The sequence below is a fragment of the Caulobacter sp. RHG1 genome, assembly GCF_013181195.1.
Lineage (GTDB): Bacteria > Pseudomonadota > Alphaproteobacteria > Caulobacterales > Caulobacteraceae > Caulobacter.
On record NZ_SMZP01000001.1, the window covers coordinates 438742 to 458657 of the forward strand.

General features: G+C 67.8%; 24 protein-coding genes. 10 read left to right on the forward strand and 14 right to left on the reverse strand.

The genetic code is table 11. The features are described 5' to 3' along the window. Positions 1-46: 46 nt before the first annotated feature. A complete protein-coding gene (locus E1H18_RS01980; protein ID WP_172263169.1) occupies positions 47-427 on the reverse strand; it encodes a nuclear transport factor 2 family protein in 381 nt (126 codons plus the stop codon). Between the two features lie 64 nt (positions 428-491). Here E1H18_RS01980 and E1H18_RS01985 point away from each other — a divergent pair, with 64 nt between their 5' ends. Both E1H18_RS01985 and E1H18_RS01990 read left to right on the forward strand, forming a co-directional pair. Beyond that, positions 492-1058 (forward strand): GNAT family N-acetyltransferase, encoded by a 567-nt coding sequence (locus E1H18_RS01985; RefSeq protein WP_172263171.1) that lies wholly within the window; start codon positions 492-494, stop codon positions 1056-1058. Between the two features lie 177 nt (positions 1059-1235). Beyond that, positions 1236-1394 carry a hypothetical protein gene (locus E1H18_RS01990; RefSeq protein ID WP_172263173.1) on the forward strand — a complete coding sequence of 53 codons (159 nt, stop codon included), beginning with the start codon at positions 1236-1238 and terminating at the stop codon, positions 1392-1394. Here the strand turns inward: E1H18_RS01990 and E1H18_RS01995 are convergent, their stop codons facing one another. Next, positions 1395-1730, reverse strand: coding sequence for a (2Fe-2S) ferredoxin domain-containing protein (locus tag E1H18_RS01995; RefSeq protein WP_172263175.1), 336 nt, complete (start codon positions 1728-1730; stop codon positions 1395-1397). It lies immediately after the preceding gene. A 45-nt stretch (positions 1731-1775) separates the two neighbouring features. On the opposite strand from E1H18_RS01995, the gene E1H18_RS02000 reads away from it, so the two are divergent. The 3 genes from E1H18_RS02000 (at position 1776) to E1H18_RS02010 (ending at position 3174) form a co-directional block, all read left to right on the forward strand. Next, a complete protein-coding gene (locus E1H18_RS02000) occupies positions 1776-2087 on the forward strand; it encodes a hypothetical protein (RefSeq protein WP_172263177.1) in 312 nt (103 codons plus the stop codon). Positions 2088-2124: 37 nt separating this feature from the next. Further along, positions 2125-2538: a response regulator transcription factor gene (locus E1H18_RS02005; protein WP_172263179.1), complete on the forward strand. Its 414-nt coding sequence runs from the start codon at positions 2125-2127 to the stop codon at positions 2536-2538. 114 nt (positions 2539-2652) lie between these two features. Then, positions 2653-3174, forward strand: coding sequence for a DUF4199 domain-containing protein (locus E1H18_RS02010; RefSeq protein WP_172263181.1), 522 nt, complete (start codon positions 2653-2655; stop codon positions 3172-3174). On the opposite strand, the gene cckA is transcribed toward E1H18_RS02010, so the two are convergent. From cckA to E1H18_RS02040, 6 genes are all read right to left on the reverse strand, one after another. Further along, positions 3171-5261: a cell cycle histidine kinase CckA gene (cckA, locus tag E1H18_RS02015; RefSeq protein WP_172263183.1), complete on the reverse strand. Its 2091-nt coding sequence runs from the start codon at positions 5259-5261 to the stop codon at positions 3171-3173. The genes E1H18_RS02010 and cckA overlap by 4 nt on opposite strands. 112 nt (positions 5262-5373) lie before the next feature. Further along, the gene (gene flhB / locus E1H18_RS02020) at positions 5374-6450 is read right to left on the reverse strand and encodes a flagellar biosynthesis protein FlhB (RefSeq protein WP_172263185.1); all 1077 of its coding nucleotides are present in this window, start codon (positions 6448-6450) and stop codon (positions 5374-5376) included. 9 nt (positions 6451-6459) lie between these two features. Beyond that, positions 6460-7215 carry a flagellar biosynthetic protein FliR gene (gene fliR, locus E1H18_RS02025; protein WP_172263187.1) on the reverse strand — a complete coding sequence of 252 codons (756 nt, stop codon included), beginning with the start codon at positions 7213-7215 and terminating at the stop codon, positions 6460-6462. 25 nt (positions 7216-7240) lie between these two features. Further along, positions 7241-7504, reverse strand: a complete 264-nt coding sequence (gene fliQ / locus E1H18_RS02030; protein ID WP_172263189.1) for a flagellar biosynthesis protein FliQ — start codon at positions 7502-7504, stop codon at positions 7241-7243. A 277-nt stretch (positions 7505-7781) separates the two neighbouring features. Next, positions 7782-8081, reverse strand: a complete 300-nt coding sequence (locus E1H18_RS02035; protein ID WP_172263191.1) for a hypothetical protein — start codon at positions 8079-8081, stop codon at positions 7782-7784. A 62-nt stretch (positions 8082-8143) separates the two neighbouring features. After that, positions 8144-9511: a hypothetical protein gene (locus E1H18_RS02040; protein ID WP_172263193.1), complete on the reverse strand. Its 1368-nt coding sequence runs from the start codon at positions 9509-9511 to the stop codon at positions 8144-8146. A 392-nt stretch (positions 9512-9903) separates the two neighbouring features. On the opposite strand from E1H18_RS02040, the gene E1H18_RS02045 reads away from it, so the two are divergent. Then, positions 9904-10383, forward strand: coding sequence for a ribonuclease H (locus E1H18_RS02045; protein ID WP_172263195.1), 480 nt, complete (start codon positions 9904-9906; stop codon positions 10381-10383). Here the strand turns inward: E1H18_RS02045 and E1H18_RS02050 are convergent. Beyond that, complete coding sequence (locus E1H18_RS02050) at positions 10380-10754, reverse strand: methylglyoxal synthase (RefSeq protein ID WP_172263197.1); 375 nt, start codon at positions 10752-10754, stop codon at positions 10380-10382. The genes E1H18_RS02045 and E1H18_RS02050 overlap by 4 nt on opposite strands. 89 nt (positions 10755-10843) lie before the next feature. Here E1H18_RS02050 and E1H18_RS02055 point away from each other — a divergent pair, with 89 nt between their 5' ends. Then, on the forward strand, positions 10844-11650 hold the full coding sequence (locus tag E1H18_RS02055) for a hypothetical protein (RefSeq protein ID WP_172263199.1): 807 nt from the start codon (positions 10844-10846) through the stop codon (positions 11648-11650). Here the strand turns inward: E1H18_RS02055 and E1H18_RS02060 are convergent. Together E1H18_RS02060 and E1H18_RS02065 are read right to left on the reverse strand one after the other, a co-directional pair. Further along, entirely contained in the window at positions 11647-13245 is a 1599-nt protein-coding gene (locus tag E1H18_RS02060) for a peptide chain release factor 3 (RefSeq protein ID WP_172263201.1), read from the reverse strand. The two genes, E1H18_RS02055 and E1H18_RS02060, sit on opposite strands and share 4 nt — an antisense overlap. An 18-nt stretch (positions 13246-13263) precedes the next feature. After that, positions 13264-14829 (reverse strand): hypothetical protein, encoded by a 1566-nt coding sequence (locus tag E1H18_RS02065; RefSeq protein ID WP_172263203.1) that lies wholly within the window; start codon positions 14827-14829, stop codon positions 13264-13266. A 234-nt stretch (positions 14830-15063) separates the two neighbouring features. Here E1H18_RS02065 and E1H18_RS26600 point away from each other — a divergent pair, with 234 nt between their 5' ends. Then, positions 15064-15195, forward strand: coding sequence for a hypothetical protein (locus tag E1H18_RS26600; protein ID WP_241735854.1), 132 nt, complete (start codon positions 15064-15066; stop codon positions 15193-15195). A gap of 15 nt (positions 15196-15210) precedes the next feature. Here the strand turns inward: E1H18_RS26600 and E1H18_RS02070 are convergent, their stop codons facing one another. Then, the gene (locus E1H18_RS02070; RefSeq protein WP_172263205.1) at positions 15211-15591 is read right to left on the reverse strand and encodes a hypothetical protein; all 381 of its coding nucleotides are present in this window, start codon (positions 15589-15591) and stop codon (positions 15211-15213) included. Positions 15592-15755: 164 nt separating this feature from the next. Then, the gene (locus E1H18_RS02075) at positions 15756-16109 is read right to left on the reverse strand and encodes a DUF1491 family protein (RefSeq protein WP_172263207.1); all 354 of its coding nucleotides are present in this window, start codon (positions 16107-16109) and stop codon (positions 15756-15758) included. 76 nt (positions 16110-16185) lie between these two features. Here E1H18_RS02075 and E1H18_RS02080 point away from each other — a divergent pair, with 76 nt between their 5' ends. Continuing rightward, positions 16186-17067, forward strand: coding sequence for a hypothetical protein (locus E1H18_RS02080; RefSeq protein WP_172263209.1), 882 nt, complete (start codon positions 16186-16188; stop codon positions 17065-17067). A 6-nt stretch (positions 17068-17073) separates the two neighbouring features. Here the strand turns inward: E1H18_RS02080 and E1H18_RS02085 are convergent, their stop codons facing one another. Next, positions 17074-18825 (reverse strand): HAMP domain-containing sensor histidine kinase, encoded by a 1752-nt coding sequence (locus E1H18_RS02085; protein WP_172263211.1) that lies wholly within the window; start codon positions 18823-18825, stop codon positions 17074-17076. Positions 18826-19021: 196 nt separating this feature from the next. Here E1H18_RS02085 and E1H18_RS02090 point away from each other — a divergent pair, with 196 nt between their 5' ends. Continuing rightward, a complete protein-coding gene (locus E1H18_RS02090) occupies positions 19022-19819 on the forward strand; it encodes a sensor histidine kinase KdpD (RefSeq protein ID WP_172263213.1) in 798 nt (265 codons plus the stop codon). The last annotated feature ends 97 nt before the right edge of the window (positions 19820-19916 follow it).

Sequence of the window (19916 nt, forward strand, 5' to 3'; positions counted from 1 at the left end):
GCGGCAACTTAATTCCGAGTCATCGAGCCGCGCTAGCAGCGATCGCTCAGGTCAGCGAAACGAAGAGCTCGTTCTCGATCACCCACTGGCCGGTGACCTTCTTCCAGGTGGCGAGGTAGGTCCCGGTCTGCTCGGGAGCGTCCTTCCACGCGCCGACCCAGCGGCCATGCTCGGCGGCGCGCTGGCCTTCGGCGTCCAAAGTGATGGTCTCGGTGGTGCGGACATAGGCGACGAAGCCCTTGTCGGCCATCTGACCGGCAAAAGCGGCCAGCACGTCCTCGGCGCCCAGCAGCAGCGAGCCGTCGCCGGCGATCAGCGTGACGCGCGGGTCGAAGAACGGCCGCAGGCGCGCGGCGTCCTTTGCGGCGATCAGCTTGTTGGTCAGCTTGCGACGGGCGGCGATCGCATCTTCGGGCTTGGTGGTCATCGGTCTTTCCTGAGCGCCCCGTCCGTGTAGCTTGCTCGGCGACTTCACCGCAAATTCGAGCGTCATGTCCGCACCGACATCGTTTCCCCCGATCCTGGTCACCCCGCGCCTGACCCTGAGTCCGCCCGTTCTGGCCGACTTCGAGGACAGCCGCGCCATGTGGGCCGATCCCGTGGTGGTCCGCCATGTGGGCGGCCGCGCCTTTACCGAAGAGGAAAGCTGGACACGGCTGATGCGAGCCCGGGGCCTTTGGGACCTGCTGGGCTATGGCTACTGGGCCGTGCGTGAGACCTCGACGGGCCGCTATGTCGGCGAGGTCGGCTTCGCCGACCTGCGCCGCGCCCTGGAGCCCAATCTGTTTGGCCTGCCGGAGATGGGCTGGGTGCTGGCGGCCTGGTCGCACGGCCAAGGCTTCGGGACCGAGGCCGTCCGCGCCGGCCTCTCCTGGATCGACCAGACCCTGGCGCCGCCGCTCGTGCCCTGCATCATCGACGTCGAGAACACCGCCTCGATCGCCCTCGCGACCAAGGTCGGTTTCACCCTGCAGACCCACACCACCTACAAGGGCGCGGCGATCGTGGTGATGGAGCGGAAGACGCCGGCCCCTGCGCTGTCGGGCCGCAGGGGTTGAACGCGACAGACGGGCCACCATATGGTAACCAGGGATCAGCAGGACGGCCCGCCGTTCGCGGCCGAACGCCGACTGCTCCCCTCGCCCGCTTTCGCCGATGACGGCGGCCCAGGGCGCAACCTTCCACGCTTAAATCTGTTGAGCTTGGCAATACGCTCGAGCTCTGTTTGGAACTTTATGAAAACCACTGCTACCCGCGAGACCGCCACCCGGCGCGACCCTCGCTTCACGGCGCCCACCCGCGCCAAGACCTCCAAGCCTGCCCAGACTGAATGGGCCTGGCCTGGCCTGACCCGCGCCCAACTGCGCGACCATGTCATCGAGATGATCGGCTGATTATCCGGCGGGCGGCTCCACGCCGCCCAGCCCCAGCCTCTCGACCACCGCCGTCATCGACGCCCCGCGCGGGATGACGGCCCAGTCCTTCGGCGCCGAGGCGCGCACAGCCACCACCGCGCCCTTGGGGCAGACATCCAGGCAATCGACCTCGATGACAGCGGCCTTCGCTTTGCGGCCCTTGCTCTTGGCGCCGATGGCCTTGCGAAGGGCCTTGGACAGCTTTTGGTCGCCGTCTGCGCCAAAGCCGCCGTCCAGCTTCTTCGAGCATTTGCGGCACACCAGCACCACCTCGCTCCAGTCGGCCTTCACGCGCTTGATCGGCTTCTCACTCATGCGCTGAAGATGGGAAGTCCGGGCCAACGGTGCTAGGAGGCGGCCATGGCCCGCAAACTCACCGCCAAAGTCATCACCGATCCCACCGTCGAGGCCGACCGCGCCTGGTTCGAAGCCAACCCCGAGCGGCGCTTCCGCCTGCGCGATCCCGCGCCCGTGGAGTTCAAGGACCCGCTGGGCGAGCCCGGCGAGGGCTTTTCCTGGCGCGTGCTGATCGCCCGCCTGCCAGACGGCGGCCGCCTGCGCTTGCCCGTATCGCTGTCGTGGGAACTGCATAACGACCACGCCAAGGATCAGCATCTGAAGATCCTGTTCGACCAGGTCGCGCCGGCCGAGGCTAAAGCGCGGCTGGGCTGATATTGACGGCTTGAGCGGATCGCGCACCCTTCCGCCCATGATCCGCACGATCGTTCTCTGGGCGCTCGTCCTGGCCGTGGGCGCCTTCGCGCTTCAATGGCTGGAGTACCGCTTTGTCGTCCGCGCCTTTTCCTGGCAGGTCTATGTGGGCCTGATCGGGACCGCGTGCGCGGTCGGCGGCGCCTGGGTCGGCTGGAGGCTGGCGGCGCGGGCGCGGCCCGAGAGCTTCCGGCGAAACGATGCGGCCCTCGCCGCCCTGGGCCTCACCGGCCAGGAAATGAAGGTGCTGGAGCGCCTGGCCGCCGGCCTTTCCAACAAGGAAATCGCCCGCGACCTCGGCCTGTCGCCGAACACGGTCAAGACGCACGTCGCCAACCTTTACGGCAAGCTGGACGTCAGCCGGCGCACCCAGGCCGTCGGCAAGGCGCGCGACCTGATCCTGATCCCTTGACCCGGCGCCGATAGGGCGAAACGGTCGAACTCACCCTTTCGGGCGATACCGTTCCGACGACGAGAACGGCAGCTTGGGGCTGCGTCGCAGGGGGCGGCGCGGAGGAGGACCACCATGCAACGCACCATCCTGACCCATGGCCAGGCTTCGGGCGTCATCATCATCCTGGGCATCATTTTCACGATCGTCTTCTCAGCCCCGCACAGCCTGTGGCTTGGCTATCTGATCATGCTGGTGGGGCTGTCCGCCGTGCTGCTGGCCGTCAAGTCGCACCGCGACACGGTCCTGGGCGGCGTGATCCGGTTCTGGCCCGCCTTCCTGATCGGCCTGGCCGTCGCGGCGATCGCCGGCGTAGCCTACGTCCTGATCTGGGAGGCCTATCTGGCCCTCACCCACTACCGCTTCATGGACGACTACACGGCCGGCGCCCTGGCCGCCAAGAAGGCGGCCGGGCTGTCCGGCGCAGCCTATGACAAGCTGGCGGCGGAGCTGGAGACAATGCGGCGGAACTACGCCAATCCGCTGTATCGGATGCCGATGACCTTCATCGAGATCTTCCCGGTCGGCCTGCTGGTCGCCCTGGTCAGCGCCGCCCTGCTGCGCAACCCAAGATTCCTGCCGGCGCGCAGTCGCTAAGCCGCCTGCAACTGCTGCTTGACCCGCTCGGCCAGCGTCTTGATGTCGATCGGCTTGGGCAGGAAGGTCACGCCGGTCTCGCCTTCCAGCAGGTCGCTGAACTCGGCCTCGGCATAGCCGGAGATGAACATCACCGGCGCATTGCCCAGATAGCCACGGGCCTTCTTGAGCAGGGTGGGACCGTCGATGCCCGGCATGATCACGTCGCTGATCAGCAGGTCGATCGTGCCGGCGTTTTCCTCGGCGATGATCAGGGCCTCCTCGCCGTCGGCCGCCTCCAGCACCTCGTAGCCGCGGGCGCGCAGCAGGCGGGCGGCGACGATGCGCACGGCGTCCTCGTCCTCGACGAACAGAATGCGGCCGGCGCCCGACAGGTCGCGGGCGGCGCGCGGCTTGGCCGGCTCGGCGGCGGCGGCCTTCTGGGCGGCGATCACGCCGGCCGGGGCGTCGTAGATCGGCAGGAAGATGCGGAACGCCGCGCCCTCGCCCGGACGGCTGTGGACGTGGATCCAACCGTCGCTCTGCTTGACGATGCCATAGACCGTGGCCAGGCCCAGACCCGTGCCCTCGCCCACCGGCTTGGTGGTGAAGAACGGATCGAAGATCTTGCCCATCACGTCGGGCGGAATGCCGGGGCCGTCGTCGCTGACCTCGATGAAGGCGGTGTCGCCCTCGGCGGCCGGGAAGCCCAGGCCGATGGCCTCGTCGCGGGTCAGGCGAGCGGTGCGAATGCGCACGATGCCGCCGCCCTTGGCCGCGCGCACGGCGTCGCGAGCGTTGACGGCCAGGTTCATGACCGCCGTCTCGAGCTGGCTCTTGTCGGCCCGAACCTGCGGCAGGTCGCGACCGTAGTCGGTGATCAGCTTGACGTCTTCGCGCAACAGGCGGCGCAGCAGGACCTCGAACTCGGAGATCAGCTCGCCCAGGTCCAGCACTTCGCGCTGGACGGTCTGCTTGCGCGAGAAGGCCAGCAGCTTGCGGACCAAGTCGGCGGCGCGCACGCCCGTCTGGCGGATTTCGTTCAGGCCCTCATACGACGGATCGCCGACCGGGTGGCGGTGCAGCAGTTCGTCCAGGCGCAGCTGGATGGCGGTCAGCAGGTTGTTGAAGTCGTGGGCGACGCCGCCGGCCAGCTGGCCGATGGCCTGCATCTTCTGGGCCTGGGCCAGCTGCAGCTCGATCTGCTTCTGCTCCGACACGTCGATCATGTAGGCCACCAGGCGGCCCTCGGCGCGGTAGAGATAAAGGTGAACGATGCGGGTCGCGTCGCGCGCCAGGCGCACCTCGAACGGACCAGCCTTGCCTTCGTTGAGGCGCGTCTCGGCGTCGGCGCGAGAGGCCGCGTCGATCAGGTCGCCGAACATCACGCCGGCCTTGGATCCGGTCATGGCCGTCATGGCCGGGTTCGTCTCCAGGACCCGGGACTTGAACGGTTCCAGCCCTTCCAGCAGCGCCGCGCCGAACGGCGAAGCGCCGGCGAAGGCGTCCAGCGAATTGGTCGGCGAGACGGCGGCCTGCTCGACCACCGGTGCGGGGGCCAGGGTTTCGGCGACCGGCGTGGCGACGATGATCGGCGCCAGGCGGATCAGCAGCCGACCGCCGGCCAGGCGCGAGACCTTGGCGATGTGGTCGGAACCGCCAGCCTTCAGCGCGCCTTCGGCCATCTCGCCCTTGCGAGCCTGGACCAGAGCGCCGAACAGGCCAGCGCCCGCCGGACCGCTGGGCAAACGACGCTGCTCGCCCATCAGGATCCGCCAGGCGGAGTTGGCCGAGAGCAGGCGGCCGTCGGGCGCGGCCAGGGCGGCCGGCTCGCTCAGCGCCTCGATGAAGCCTTCGGTCTGATCTACGTCACCGGCGGCCGAGGCGGCGTTGGAACCCTTGATCGCCACCAGGCCCAGCACGGCGACGCCAGCCACGCCCAACAGCAGCAACAGCCCCGCCAGCGTCGTCGGACCGGCCTTCAGCGCGGGGGCGGCGGACAGGGCCGCGGCGGCCACGAAGAATATCGCCGCACCGGCCAGCCACGGATCGAAGCGCCGGCGCGACGCACCGCTCGCGGCTTTGTCCTGGAGCTGAAAATCGGCCATCGGCGGCGTGGTTACCCTGGTTATGGTGAGGCTGCGACTCACCAGTAGACGGAGAAAGGATAGCCTTTCCCGCGCGCTAGGTCAGTTCTTGGAAAACCCAGCCTTGGTTCGCCTATCCGCGCGCCTGGGGCTTCTTGCCGTTCATGATAAAGCTGATGACCTTGGCCACCGCTTCGAAGTGCTCGACGGGGATCTCCTCGTCGATCTCGACGCTGGCATAGAGGGCGCGCGCCAGGGGCGGGTCTTCCAGCACCATGACGCCATGCTCCTCGGCGACGGCGCGGATCTTCAGGGCCAGCTCGTCGACGCCCTTGGCCACACAGAGCGGCGCGGGCGTCTCGCCAGGCTCGTACTTCAGCGCCACGGCGTAGTGGGTCGGGTTCATGACGACGACGGTCGCCTTGGGCACGGCCTGCATCATCCGCTGGCGCGAACGCTGCATCTGGATCTGGCGGCGCTTGCCCTTGATGTGAGGGTCGCCGTCCGACTGCTTGAACTCGTCCTTGACCTCCTGGAGGGTCATGCGCATGCGCTTCATGAAGCGCTGGCGCTGCCAGAACCAGTCGATGGCGGCCATGGCGATCAGCAGCAGCAGCACCGCCAGCATCAGCGACTTGGACAGCTTCATCGCCTCGGGCAGCAAAGCGGCGACATCCATGCCGACCAGATTGCGGACTTCGCCCACGTGCGGCTTCAACACCATGTAGGCGATGAAGCCGGTGACCAGGAACTTGATGGTCGACTTGGCGAACTGGACCATGCCGTCCATGCCGAAGATCCGGCCCAGGCCCTTCAGCAGGTCCAGCTTCTTGAAGTCGGGCTTGATCTTCTCCGGCGTCAGCATGAAGCCGGTCTGGGCGACATTGGCGACCACGCCCATCACGGCGGTGACGATCATCACCAGCAGCAGCGGCGGCATGGCCGCCATCACCGCCTGCTTCATCACCACCATGGCCCCGCCGCTGGAGATCTCGGTGGTGCCGGCGTGGGCGATGAACGGATAGAGGGCCGCCGCAAGGTCGCGCGTCAACCAGCCGCCGGCGATCAGGATCACCGAGATCGCGCCGGCCAGCGAGGCCAGCTGCGGGATGTCCATCGACTTGACGACGTCGCCCTTGGCGCGGGCGTCCGACAGCTTTTTGGCTGAGGGGTCTTCTGTTTTCGACTCGGGATCCGCATCGTCCGCCATGGCTCGCCCCTAGTTGAACACGGCGAGAAGGTCGCGGTAACGCTCGGTCCAGACCATGGCGATCCCACCCAGGGACAGCGCCAGCAGGGACAGGCCCAGGATCACGCTGAGCGGCGAGGCCACGAAGAAGATCTGGAAGGCGGGCATGACCCGACCAACCAGGCCCGTGGCGAGGTTGAAGACCAGCGAGAACACGATCACCGGCGCGGCCAGCTGGACGCCCAGCGAGAACGACTCCGCCACCGTCCGCACCGCCAGGGTGACCGAGTCGTTGAGCGGAATGGCGCGGGTGAACGGGAAGATCGTGTACGACTTGACGATGGCCCCGATGAACAGGTGATGCAGGTCGGTGGCCATCACCAGGGTCAGGCCCAGCATCGACAGGAAGGTGGCCACGGCCGTGCTCGAGCCCTGCATCGAGGGGTTGGTGGTCTGGGCGAACGACAGGGTGGTCTGCAACGAGATGATCTCCCCCGCGGTCGTCAGCGAGATCATGAACAGGCGCAGCACCGAACCGACCATCAGGCCGATCAGCAGCTCGTGGATCACCGCCCCGACCAGGCCGCCCAGGGTGGTGGGGATCGGCGGCACGGTGTTCTGGACCAGCGGCCCGACCAGCAGCGCCATCAGCAGGGCGAACGACAGGCGGATGCGCGGCGGCACCGACTGATCGCCGATGCCCGGCATCGTCATGACCATGGCACCCACCCGTGCGAACACGAGGGCGGCGACATAGACCTGAAACGCCGTGGCGAATGAGTTCACCGGAAGGCCCCTGCCCCGCTCTGACCTACATGCCCGCGATGCGGGCGGCGATCTGGCGCATGAACCCGCTCATCAGCGAGCCCATCAGCGGCAGGAACAGCAGCAGAGACAGGAAGATGGCGACGATCTTCGGCGCGTAGACCAGGGTCTGTTCCTGGATCTGGGTCAGGGCCTGGAACAGGCCGATGGCGACACCGACCACCAGACCGACGATCAGCACCGGTGCGCACAGCTGCAGCGTCAGCCAGATCGCGTCACGGCCCACATCCAGAACCTCGGCGCCCGTCATGCAAAGCCTCGTCGGAATCGGCCGTACTGGCCGTGTTGTCTTCGAGGCGGAAGATGCGGCGAATATGGTTAACAGGCCGTTAGGGGTTGTTACCGAGAAGGCCTTAAACCGGGGGCGCGACGGTGGGTCGCGGGCGGGCCATTGCGCTCCCAGGCGCTGGCCATGCACACGACTTTCAGAGCGACCACTTGGCCAGCCTCTGCAGGGGCCCAGCTACGACGAGTCCCCGCTTGAAGGCTGACAATGGGAGAGGACCAGCGCCCCCCCTGCCCGCGCCCTAGCGGATGCGGATGCTGACCGGGACCTGGATGTACGTGCCGGCGCGGCTCTTGCCGTCCGGGCCCAGCAGGTCGATCTGGAACTGCGAGGCCATCGAAAGGGCGGCCTGGCCGACGCCGAGGTCCGCATGGCTCTCCTGCTGGACGGTGCAGGCGGTCAGGTGGCCGTCGTTCTTCACGAGGCAGTTCAAGAGGGCGACGGCGACGCGCGGCTCGGACACGGGGGTCAGCAGGTCCGACGAGGTCTTGGCCGGAGCGGCGTTGGCGACGACGGCGGCGAGAGCGAGCGAAACGATCACGAGTTCATCCCTTGTACTTATTCGTTTTTGGCGGGTCCGGCGCCGGCCTGTTCCAATTCGGATCAGACGGCGTGGGCCTGCTGGACTCTCTGCAGGCCTTGTGCCGCCAGGTCGGTCAGCGAGCGCAGGCCCAGTTCCGAGAAGATGTCGAAGGCCGCGGCCAGAGCCATGCCGGCCCGGGCCAGGCGACCATCGTCACGGCCAGTGATCTCGACCCGGGCTTCGTAGAGGCGAGCCAGGTTCATCTGCGCCACCGCCCAGCTGGCGGGATCGCGAGCGCCCGACACGGCGGCCAGCTCGGCCTTGAAGGCCAGCTCGGCGGCGTCCAGCACCGCCAGGTCGGCGGTCAGCTCGGCGCAGCGCGCCAGGCAGAGAGCGCGGTTGTTGGCGACCACGGCGCGAAGAGCCAGGGCCGGCTGGACCTTCAGCACCTGGGTGGCGCGATCATAGGCCGAGACCGCCTGCTCGAAGGCGCGCTCGCTGGTCGAGGCCTCGCCCATGGTCTGCAGGGCCGCGCCCAAGGCCGACTGAACCCGCGCCCAATCCATCGGGCTGTGATCGGCGCTCAGCACCTCGACCGCCGCGGTCAGGGCTTCGACCCCGTCGGCGATGCAGGACAGCTCGCCGTCCAGATCGCCCAGCTGGCACAGGGCCTGGCCGCGCAGACCTTCCAGCCGCGCCCAGGCCAAGGGTTCAAAGTCCGGATCCAGCACGCCGGCAGCCAGCTTGGCTTCCGAAGCGGCCAGCTCGGCCAGGGTGCGATCTTTCAGGCGCTCGGCGCAGGCCAGGATCAATTCGATACGGGCGGCCCGCTGGTCGGCCAGTTGCAGACGCGCAGGACCGCCCTTGACGCGCTTGGCGGCGGCCAGGGCGCGCAGCGGCGCCTCATAGGCCTGGACGGCGGTCAGGGCGCGATCAAGATCGCTGGCGGCCAGGGCGGCGCGGCCTTCGAGGCCGGCGTTCAGAGCACCGCAGAAAGCCGTCCTGTGGCCAGCCGGCGTGCGCGCCAGGGTCGCCGACGCGGCTGCGACCAGCCCTTCGTCGCCGAAGAGATCCGCGCCCAGCACCGCCAATACGGCCTGCTCGCAGCGCGCGGTGGCCAAGGCGTCGTGGCGACGTTCGGCTTCGAAGATCTTGGCGGCGGCCTCGGCCTGGGCCGCGCCCTTGCGCAAGGCCGTGGCGTCGCCGCTACGACGCGCCAGTTCGCGCCACACGACGGCGGCTTCCAGAAGACGGGCGCCGCGATCCTTGGCCCCAAGGCGGCTGGCGGCGACATCGGCCGAACGCGCCTCGTTGGTCAGCAGGTGAACGTCCAGAAGCTCCAGCAGCGACGTGTCGCCGCCGGTCAGTCCCTCGCGCCACGCGCCCTTGAAGCCGCCGTCGGTATCGACGCCGAACAGACGCTTCAGATCTCGCCCGAACTCGAACATGCCTCGCGCACTCCGTCCACGGATGTCCCACGCCGGGACGCCCGACGAAGGTTTCAACGCCAGAGCAGCAAAACCGGAGCCAACGCGCTTAACAAGTGGTTAACGAATGTTTATGCAGCGTTAACCATAAATATTTTCCATATTTTTACACCTTGTTCCAAATTTCAACCAATATGGTTGAATATGTATGAAGTTGGCACACTTCTTGCTTTGTCGAATACAAGCGTAGCTGGTGATCATGCTGATTTATTAGAACTTTGTTCACTGAACTAAAAATGACGTTAACTATAAGTTTTAGAGATCGGTTTACCTTTCGTTCACCATCGCCCTCCCCTTTCCGCGCCGAAGCAGGCTAGAAGAACCGCCCTCGAGTCATTTTCGAAGGTGTCATCATGGCCGCCGTCACCCTGTGGATCGCCAGCCTTTGCCGTCCTGATCCGGGCTATGGCGGCTGGTCATGGGTGCGTCGGATGGACGGCGAGACCGGTGCGGCGACGATCAAGGGCGCAGCCGGCGGCGAGCGGCGCGCGAGCGGCGCCAGAATGAGCCTGACGGCGCTGACCGAGGCGCTGAGCAGTCTTTCCGACTTGCCCGCAGACGCGGCGGTGACGCTGCGCTTCTCCGATCCGAACCTGGCCGCGCAACTGGTCGCCTCGGACAGCGACTATGCCTCCGCCGAGCCTGACGCCTGGAACGCGGCGCGCAAGGCTCTGGCGACTCGCCCCACGCTGAACCTCGTCCCCGCCTCGCCCGGCGACAGCGCCGTCGGCTTCCTCGCCGCCTGGGCCGAGTTCGGCCTGGACACCAGCAAGACCCGGGGCAGCTTCAAGGCCGCGATCCCCAGGCCGAACCTGCTGAAATTCCCGGGTTAGCGGGCGACGATCAGATCCGCCGTCGCCGGATTGCAGGCGAACGGGATGTTGGCCAGGGTCGCCAGACGGATCAGCGCCTTCACGTCGACATCGTGCGGCTGGGGCGACAGCGGGTCGACGAAGAACACCAGCACGTCCAGCCGCCCCTCGGCGATCATCGCGCCCAACTGCTGGTCGCCGCCCAGCGGACCGCTCTTCAGCCGCACCAGGTGAAGCTGCGGCAGCGCCTCCAGGATCCGTCCGCCGGTCGTGCCGGTGGCGAACAACGCCTTGTCCTTCAGGAAGTCCGCGTGTGCGAGCGCCCATTCGACCAGGGCGGCCTTCTTCTCATCGTGAGCCACGAGGCCGATGGCGAGCGGAGCGACGGTCATGCGCAAGATCCTGAGCCGATACCCGCCCGATATAGTCTCGCTCAAGATCATCGTCGACGGCCGCCGCGCCGACCGGCTATCTGCGCCTCATGAGTGAGATCGAGATCGACGGCCGCCTACTTCAGCGCTGGCTGCGCACCGACGCGGCTCAGCCCGGCCAACTGGTCGGCTGCGCCCTGGACGATGGCGACTGCGACGACCCGCTGACGATCATCGAGGTCGACACGACCCGACAGGCCATCGTCTGCGCCGGCGACAAGGCGCGCGTCCGCGTCGCCTTCGCCCGCCTCCCCGACTGCCTGCTGATCGCGCCCGCCGGCCATGCCGTCGTCGTCGCCGTCCAGGCTTGCGTGTCACCGCAGGAACAGGCGCACCAACGCATGAAAGCGGAGCTTGGCGAGCTCTATCCCAAGCCGTTCGCCACGGTCGAAGACCTGGAGGCCGTCCATGCTGCGGAGATGGCCCGCCGCGAAGGCAAGCTGCCCGAACGCGCCCTGCGCGGGCCGTGGGTGCGCGCCCTCAAGCGCAACGACCTGCATCGTCAGGGCGCCGACCTGGCCCAGGCCTGGCGTCAGCAGGCCAACGCCCTAGGCGCGCCGTGGTCGGACATCGCCCTGCACCTGGCCTGGTTCCAGCGTCACGCTGGCCACCCGAACCGCGCGATCGAAACCGTGCGCGACTTTTTGCTGTCGAAAGCCGCGGCGTCCCAGACCGAGATCGCCATGTTGGCCACGGTGGAAGCCGCCTCGTGGATCGATCGCTTCGAGCGCAAGGGCGGCGCCCCGCCCGATCTGGTCGAGGCCCGCCGCGCCGCGGCCAGGGCCTACGCCATCAATACGACCGATCCGGAGATCAAGGCGGTCTATGATCGCCTCCGGGCGGCCCAGGAGCGCTAGGCGCGCTCCTTGGTCCGCTCGAAGCGCACCTTCGGATAGCGCTCGGCGACGTAGCCGATTTCCCAGGACGACTTGCCCAGGAACACCGGCTGCTCGTCGATGTCCTGGCCCATGGCCGACTTGTGCTTGTCGACGAAGTCCTCGACGTCGGCGCGCGCGCCCGACAGCCAGCGGGCCTCGGCATAGGGGCTGGCCTCGAAGATACAGTCCAGCTGGTACTCATTGGCCAGGCGGTCGGCCATGACCTCGAACTGCAGCTGGCCGACGGCGCCGACGATGAAGTCGCTGCCGATCAGCGGGCGGAAGAGCTGAGTGACGCCCTCCTCGGCCAGGCCTTCCAGCGCCTTCTTCAGGTGCTTGGCCTTCAGCGGATCCTTGACCCGCACGCGGCGCAGGATTTCCGGCGCGAAGTTGGGCAGGCCGGCGAAGCGCAGGGTCCCGGTTTCCGACAGGCTGTCACCCACCCGCAGGACGCCGTGGTTGGGGATGCCGATCACGTCGCCGGCGAAGGCGTCCTCGGCCAGTTCTCGGTCGGAGGCGAAGAACATGATCGGCGCATTGACGCTCATGGCCTTGCCGGTGTTCTGGGCCTTCAGCTTCATGCCGCGGGTGAAGCGGCCGCTGGTCAGGCGCAGGAAGGCGATCCGGTCGCGGTGATTGGGGTCCATGTTCGCCTGGACCTTGAACACGAAGCCCGACACCTCGCTGTCGCCCGGGGCGACGTGGGTCTCGGCCCCGGCCTTGGTCACCTTGGCCGGATGCGGCGGCGGGGCGTAGGCGCCGATGCCGGCCAAGAGCTGATCTACGCCGAAGTGGCGTAGGGCCGAGCCGAAGAACACCGGCGTCATGTGGCCTTCCAGGAAGCTCTGGACGTCGAACGGCTTGCCGGCCTCGGTGACCAGCATGGCGTTGTCTTCCAGCTCGGCCTTCTCGTCGGGGTCCAGATACTGGACCACCGCATTGCCGTTGAAGGCGATCGGGTCGGGATGCCCCTCGTCGTCGTTCGAGCTCTTCTTGGCGTAGGGAATGAACTGCTGGCTGCGCAGGTCCAGCATGCCCTTGAAGCGTCCGCCCGAACCGGCCGGCCAGAACAGCGGCGCCGGATCCAAGGCCAGCTTGGACGACACCTCGTCCAGCAGCTCGAACGGGTCCTGGGCCTCGCGGTCCATCTTGTTGATGAAGGTGATGATCGGGATGTCGCGCAGGCGGCACACCTCGAACAGCTTCAGGGTCTGGGGCTCGATGCCCTTGGCGGCGTCCAGCACCATGACCGCGGCGTCGGCGGCCGTCAGAGTGCGGTAGGTGTCTTCCGAGAAGTCTTCGTGGCCCGGGGTGTCCAGGAGATTGAACATCAGGCCGTCGTGGTCGAAGGTCATGACCGAGGCGCTGACCGAGATGCCGCGCTCGCGCTCGATCTTCATCCAGTCCGACTGTGTGCGGCGGGCCTGGCCACGGGCGCGCACGGCGCCGGCCGCGCGGATCGCCCCACCGGCCAGCAGCAGGTTTTCCGTCAGCGTGGTCTTGCCCGCATCGGGGTGGCTGATGATGGCGAAGGTGCGCCGGCGGGCGGCTTCAACGACGGGAGAAGTGCTCATGGGGCGGGACTAGCCCCATCAGCCGCTTTTGTCATCTTCCTCGACCGCTTGCGCAGGTCGTCGACGGGCGATGGCCTGCTCAAAACGCTGCCGGGCCTCGGCGAGGCCCGGGCCACCGTGCGGGTCGTTCAACACCGGCTCGACCATGGCGACGGCCTCGTCGAAGCGCTCGCGGCGCATCAGAGCGTCGGCGGCGGCGATGCGGAACTGACCAACTTGCGGCGCCAGTCGCTGAGCCTTCAGCAGCACGTTGAGGACGTTGTCGCTGGGAAAGCCGGGCTCGCCGCGCCGGCTGATGCCGAAGTCGTACAGCAGCCGGGCGTTGTCGGGATCGACGGCGAAGCCCTTGCCGAACTGCTCGCGAGCCAGTCGAAGCAGCTCGGGGGCCCGAGCGCGGTCGGCGCGGGCCTGCAGCATGTAGGAATAGCCCAGGGTCTGCAGGGCCTCGACGTCGCGCGGGTCGGCCTCGATCCGCGCCTTCAGCAAGGCCTGGGCCTTCGCGCGATCGCCGTAGTCGTTCTCGGCCCGAGCCAGGGTCATCTCGGCCAAACGATCGCCGGGATAGCGCGCGGCGCGCTCGCGGATCATCGCCAGCACCTGGGCTCGCTCGTCCCGCGGCACGCCTCGTTTCAGACGCTGGTTCTCCAAGATCAGGTCGTCGGCCGAGGCTGACAGGGAGCTGACCCTCAATGGCCCCAAGGTCGACGGCGGACGTGCGATCCGCCGCGCCGGCAAGGAGCCCATATAGCTGCGGAGCACACGCGGCAACGCGTCCAACGCAACACCCGCGGCTTCGGGCATCAACGCCACCGGATCGCCGCCGGCGGCCACGGCCTGGGTGTAGCGGGTCAGGCGCGCGAACCGTTCGGGGTCCAGCATCATGTAGTGCGTCAACAACCAGGACTGCGAATAGAACGCCTGGACGTCGTACTCTCGACTGGCGGCCCGCGCCCGCCGCCCCAGAATCTGGTCGAACGGCAGCCAGGCCTGGCCGCGCAGCCAGGCGATGCTGCGGTTGGTGACGCCCAGCTCGACGGAATCCGGCTTGAAGCGAGCGGTCTCGAAATACTCGGCATAGCCCTCCACCAACCATGACGGATAGGCGGCCGGCGCGTACTGGGCCATGAAGTGGTGGGTGTACTCGTGGAACAGCACTCGGCGGCTGTCGTCCGGGTCTCCGTCCAAGGTCACGACCGCGAAGACGTCCCCGACCGAGGCGCTATAGAAGCCGCCAGCTTTCAGGCCGGGCGTCACCTTCTGCAGGTCGAACAGGCGCGGGACCAGGTAGATGGGCAGCGGCTTGCCGGCCATCTGCCCGTCCACATTGTGCACGGTCCGCAGAAGACCGTCGAAGTCCTGCAGCTCTCGTGCGGTCTGGAGAAGCGCCTTTTCGCCCACCCGCCCGTAGAGCGAAAAGGCCGGTGTCTGGGTGTGCAACCACGCTTCGCGGCCGCGAGCCGTGGCCGTCACGGTCAGGGGCGTAACGGCCTGGGGCGTCTCAGCCTGAGACTTCGCAATCGCTGGCGCCGCGGCGAACGTCGCAGCGGCCGCGACAAGCGCCCGCCGCGAAATGGATCGACGCATCAGGACCTCTAACCGAACCCACAAAGCCACGATGCGATCTGACATTGGAGAGCCGAAAAGAACAACCCTGGCGGACTTTGGCGCGCGCGCTGAGCGGAACCGCGGCAATCGGCGCGCGGTTATGCTCCACATAAGGACAAAAAGACCCTATTCGAAGAAAGGGTTTGGAGGCATGCTTTCCAAATCCCGCACCGACGGCGTCAAGATCGTCGGGCTTATGGAGGATATCGAAAGATGGCCCTGCTCGACCACGATCGCGCTCACGGCCGGCAACACCCCGCCGGCAGCGCTCTGTGCTTTGGCGTCACGCTTGCCGGACTCGTCGTCCTGGCGGTGACCATTAGCTGGTTGATGACCCTGGTCTGAGGATCAATCTGAGGATCAGGCGGCCAGACGCCGCCAGACCTGACGATCGGCTTCCAGGTTGGTCAAAGAGCCCGCCTTCTGGCGTTGCAGTAGCGCGCCCATGACATCGAAGTTCAGCTGCGCATAACGCACCTGAACGTCTTCGACGCGACAGCCACGGCCCGGCGCGATGAACAGGGCCGCGTTGACGTCCGGCGCCTTGGCGATGATCAGGGCGGCCAGGCGGTGCGCTCGATCGAGATCCTTGTGGTGCAGAAGCGGCTCCTGAGCGAACAGCTCCTTGCCCAGCTCTCCCACATAGTTCAGCGACAGCTTCGCGAAACGGTCGGCCGACATCGGCGGCGCCATATCGGCCGCGTCAAAGTTCAGGACGACATCGTTCAGCAGAAAAAGCATGGCACCTTCCGGATGCGGTTTCGCAGGTGATCGGACGCCAGAGAAGTACCCGAAACGGGGTTTAGTTCAGGTTTAGCAGCACGGTTAACGTCGGACCGAACCGGCCTTCTCCACAGCTTGAAAGGCCTGTTGGGGACACTCCGCAAGCGTCGCCGGGGATCGGACTACAGTCCGTCCGCTGTTTTGGTCTCAGCCTCGACGGCTTCCGTCAGGAAATGGCGCCCCTCGCGGTCCTCGATCTCGACCACCCAGACGTCCGGGTCGATGCGGGCGGCGCGCTCGGCATAGGCGTCCAGGTCGGGCTCGAAATCGGATCGCACCGGTTGCATCCAGAACCGCTCGCCGTCGCCGCGGGTCGCTTCGCTATACAGCCGCGACACGCCGGCCCGACGATCCACCACCTTGACCAGCACAACCCCGGCCCGCGCATCGCCCTTGCGCGCAACCGTCGCGAAGGCGCCGCCCAGCTCGGCGCGTCGGATCAACGCGCCCACCCAGATATCCGTCGAAAGCTGCATGCGATAACCGAACCGAAACCCCACGAGGCGTACAGATCGCCCCTCAAGTCTCGAAGCATACGAGAATTTTCCGCTGATGACGCACCAGAAAGGTCGCGGGGCGCGATGGATCGGGGTGTCGATCGGGCTGGTCGCCATGGCCGTCCCCACCGCGCTACTTGCCGCCAACGCCGCCGACCAGCTCTACGAACGCACGCTGATGACGGCGGCAGACGGCCGCTGCCGGCTGTTCTCGTCCGACCTGGCCGCAGCCCTGGACGCCTCCCGAGCCCAGGCGCGCGGCGCGACGCTGCGCGCCGGCGCCAGCCAGGACCAGGTCATCGCCCTGGAGCAGCGCGCGCGGAGCAAGGCGGCGAACGTGGCCTGCAACGCCAAGGACCTGACCACCGCCGCCGCGCGTGTCCGGACAGGCTTCGAGGGCTATTCCAAGCTGCTGGTCATGGTCTATCCGGGCGACGTCGCGTCCTGGCGCGCCGACCGGCCGGTCTCGGCGCTGATCCCTGTCTGGCGCCTGTCGCAACCCGCCAACTTCGGCGGCGACCGCATGATCTTCGGCCTGGCCGGCAGCTCCAAGGCGCTGATGGCGGTCTCGACCTTCCCGAACGGCCAGCGCCCCTATGCGGCGCGGATCATCGTTCGCGACACTCGGCGCACCTCAGGTCCCTACATCGCCAATGGCGCGGGCCGAAACCTGGCCGCCAAGGTGCCGCCGCGCAACGCCAGCTTGGTGTTCAACGCCGAAGGCCGGGACGAGGCGCCGCCCTCGCTGCTGCCGAAGGACGCCAAGACCGGCCTGGCCTTCCGCTTTCCCACGGCGGCGGCGGACGCCATCGCGCAGCTGGATCCGCGCGAGGCGGTGACCGTGGAATTCACCCTGCCGGGCAGCGGCCTCGAGCAGACTCGCAAGGCCTATATCGAGGTCGGGGATTTCGCCGCCGGACGGGCGTTCCTGCGCTAGACCGGACTAGCGCGGAGCGAAGGCGATCACGTTGTCGCCCAGATTGGATGGCGCATCGGCGACCTCCTGCTCGGCGAAAATCTCTTCGGGCACAGCGTCGCCAGCCAGCTCCGGAGCCGCGGCCGGACGCACCGGCTGCAGCAGCACGGGCATACGCACCGAGACGGTGGTGCCCGCGCCCAGGCGGCTTTCGATGATCATCTCGCCGCCGTGCAGCTTGGCGAAGGCGCGGACAAGCGACAGGCCCAGACCCGTGCCGCGCGCTCGCTGCTCGACGCCGCCGGCCTGCTCGTAGGGGCGGCCCAGGCGTTCCAGGTCCTCGGGACTGATGCCGACGCCGGTGTCGGCGACGACGATCTCCAGCACGCCGTCATAGCCATGCACGGTGACGGTCACCTGGCCGCCGCGCGGGGTGAACTTCAGGGCGTTGGAGACGAGGTTCAGGACGATCTGCTTCAGGGCGCGGCGGTCGGCGTCGACCTCCAGCTCGCCCGGGGGCAGCACGCCGCGCAGCTGGACGCTGGCCGTGTCGGCCTGGACGCGCAGCAGGCGCATGGCCGCCTGCACGGCCTCGCGGGCGTCGAAGATGCCGCGCTGCAGCTCGAAGCGCTCGGCCTCGATCTTCGACATGTCCAGCACGTCGTTGATCAGGTCCAGAAGGTGGCCGCCACTTTCGTGGATCAGCTCGGCATACTCGCCGTAGCGGTCGCTCAGCGGGCCGAACATCCGGCCGCGCATGATGTCCGAGAAGCCCATGATGGCGTTCAGCGGCGTGCGCAGCTCGTGGCTCATATTGGCCAGGAAGCGGGCGCGACCTGCAGCCAGGGCCTCTGCGTCGGCGCGGGCCTGGTCCAGGCTGGTTTCGCGATTGCGTTCGACCGTGACGTCGCGCAGCAGACCGACCAGCTGATTGGGGCCGACCCGTTGCAGATCCAGGGCGACGATGCGCTCGATACCCAGCGCGGGATTGAAGGCCAGGCTGGCCGCGCCGTCGCGATGGGCCGCAGCGATGGCCGCGGTCACCCGCTGGCGGTCGTTCGGCGCCGCCGCGCCGGCAAGGCCGCGATTGACCAGGTCGGTCGTCGTGATCCCGGCCGGCGGCGCGCCGCGCACGGCGGTGACCGTGCCATGGCCGCGAATGGAGATGGCCAGGTGCGGCAGGCCGTCCAGCAAGGTCTCCAGGCCGATGATCTCGGCGGCGTAGCGATCGTCGCGCGCACCCTGGCGGCGACGGCCGATCAGCAGGCCCGCGGCCAGACCAAGGCCCGTGGTCACGAGCGCGAGAAAGCCCAGGACAAAGGCCAGCGCCCCCGCAGGGGTCGGCGGGGCCAGGCCCGAAAGCTGGCTGAGGGCGGCCACGCAGCCGCCGATCAGAGCCAGGGCCGCGCCCTCGGCCAAACGCTTGGGCTGATCCAGGATCGAGGCTGCCGCGACCGGGGCCAGACACCAGGCGGCCATGGCGCCCGAGACGCCGCCGGTCAGCACCGCCGCCAGCGCGCCGCCCACAGCCCACAGCACCAGCAGCACCGACTGGGTGCGCTCGTCCTCTCCGGGCAGCAGCAGGGAGACCAGGGCCGGAACCGCGCCCGCGCCCAGCGCCGCCCAGATCGGCCAGCCGCCGGGGTTCTGGGCGAACAGAGCCGCCGCCGCCGCCAGACAGATCGCCGCCAGCCAGCCCAGGCGCCACGCGTGCGCAGGATCAAACCCCGCCGCGCGAGCGGGGCGTCTGATCGGGTCTGGAAGCGTCTCGAATTCCAAAGGCCAATGACTTCAGGCGCGGCAGGACCGCCGCTGTCTTCAAACCTTAACGCCTGGCGCCGGGTCCGGCCAAGCGCGCACAATCGTTAAGCGATCTTTCCATGTCGGGTTGTTGTGGACGGAAACGGATTCGTAAGCGCCGTCAGGCATGATCACGACCTTAGAGTCGTACGGACAGAACGTCCGGGAGTTCACCATGCCAGAAGCGGCGTCCCAAAAAGACCCGTCCATCGTCACGCCTTTCGCAGCCCCAGCGCCGGCCGATCGCCGCGCGGCCGCGCAGGAACGTCGACGCCTGGCTCTGGACGACCGCAAGCGCTCGTTCCTGCGCATGGTCAGCCACGAGCTGCGCACGCCGCTGAACGCCGTGATCGGCTTCTCCGAGATCCTGTCCCAGGAACTGTACGGCCCCCTGGGCAACGAGCAGTACCGGGAATACGCCACGATCGTGCACGACAGCGGCCTCAAGCTGCTGAAGCTGGTCAATCAGATCGTCGAGATCGCCCGCCTGGAAGGCCACGTCACCGACATCGAGATGACGCCCGAGCCGCTGGACGAGGCGCTGGAAGACGTGCTCGACACCCTGCGCGGCGAGATCGCCCGTCGCGAGGTCGTCGTCCATGTCCTGGGCCAGGGCGACTTGCCGCTGGTCGTCGCCGACAGCCGCGGCCTGCGCACCATGCTGTCGAACCTGATCCAGAACGCCGTCGCCCACTCGCCGGCCGGCGGCGTGGTCCATGTCGCCGCCAGCCGCATCGGCGACGAGGTCGAGATCTCGATCCGCGACCAGGGCCCCGGCGTCGAGAGCGCCGAACTGCCCCGTCTGCTGCAGCCGTTCGAGCAGGCCGGCTCGGCCCTGACCCGCACCAGCGAAGGCGTCGGCCTGGGCCTGCCGATCGTCGACCTGCTGTCGCGCGCCATGGGCGGACGGCTGAAGCTGTCGTCCAGCCTGGGCGCCGGCTTCCTGGCCCGACTGATCCTGCCCGCCGGGTAGTCCTTGATGGTCGAGCCTGTTTTATCCGTTTCTGATGGACATCAGAAACGGACAGGCTCTTGGCTTGCCTTGTGGGGTCGCTCCCCCTAATTGGCGC